The following is a 1,329-nucleotide window of genomic DNA, read 5'->3' on the forward strand; positions in this document are numbered from 1 at the left end:
GCTAACCATATCATTGTCTTGTCTAAAAATGGCGTCATCGACCGTATCGATGAAACCTACGATGAATTCCTAGAAAATGCAGAAGTACAAGCAAAAGTTAAAGAACTTTGGAAAGACTAAATAAAACTTCAAAACTCAGTTGGGTTAACCAGCTGAGTTTTCTAACATTTTATGAGGTAACATGAAATTATTTTTTAAAACATATTGGACCTATTTTGTTTCCTTCATCATTCCCGTAGTCATTATGACAGGAGTATACCTATCTCAAGGTATCTACTGGAATAGTGACAACTCTCCTCTATTAGGGGATGGGTTTCATCAATACGTTATTTTTGATGTATCCTTACGAAATATCCTACATGGAAATAGTAGTCTGTTTTACACCTTTACAAGTGGCCTCGGATTAAATTTCTATGCCCTATCTAGTTATTACTTAGGTAGTTTCTTTTCACCACTAGTTTACTTTTTTGATCTAACGAATATGCCAGATGCTGTCTATATGACAACTCTCTTAAAATTTGGATTGATTGGACTGTCAACTTACTTTAGTTTAAATAATTTATTTCAATCGATTCCTAAGCCTTTAAAACTAGCCTTATCTACTTCATATGCTCTGATGAGTTTCTCTGTCAGTCAATTAGAGATAAAAACCTGGCTAGATGTTTTTATCTTGATTCCTTTAATTATCACTGGTTTACATCTACTGATAACTGAAAAGAAATTCCTATTGTACTTTACAAGTCTGTCAATTTTGTTTATTCAAAATTATTATTTTGGCTATATGACAGCATTGTTTCTTATTTTCTGGTATCTCTGTCAAATTTCGTGGGACTTTAAAACCCGAAAATCATCTTTTCTTGATTTTGTTGTCACCTCCTTTTTAGCTGGTATGGCTAGTTTAATTATGACTCTTCCCACTCTATTTGATTTACAGACACATGGGGAAAAATTGACTGAAGTTACAAAGTTTCAAACTGAAAGTAGCTGGTATCTTGATCTCTTTGCTAAGCAATTCATCGGTTCCTTTGATACAACCAAGTATGGGGCTATTCCAATGATTTTTGTCGGACTACTCCCCTTTATTTTGACCATTTTATTTTTTACGATGAAATCTATTAAGTTTCACGTGAAACTTATCTATGCAATCTTCTTTGCATTTCTAATTGCCAGCTTTTATATAGAAGCTCTTGATTTATTTTGGCAAGGTATGCATACTCCAAATATGTTTTTACATCGCTATTCTTGGATTTTCTCTACCTTGTTAATTTACACAGCAGCGGAAGTCTTAAATCGTCTGAAAGAACTTAAAGTCTGGAATTTTTTAGTTTC

General features: G+C 33.0%; 1 protein-coding gene and 1 pseudogene. Both read left to right on the forward strand.

What is annotated here, in order from left to right; translation table 11 throughout:
* Positions 1 to 120 (forward strand): annotated as a pseudogene (locus WKI42_RS11110) (ATP-binding cassette domain-containing protein); the annotation flags it as partial.
* 61 nt (positions 121 to 181) lie between these two features.
* A partial coding sequence (locus WKI42_RS10395) for a YfhO family protein (RefSeq protein WP_368081879.1) occupies positions 182 to 1,329 on the forward strand: 1,148 nt, incomplete at its 3' end.

Source organism: Streptococcus pseudopneumoniae (genome assembly GCF_038148935.1).
Classification (GTDB): domain Bacteria; phylum Bacillota; class Bacilli; order Lactobacillales; family Streptococcaceae; genus Streptococcus; species Streptococcus pseudopneumoniae_U.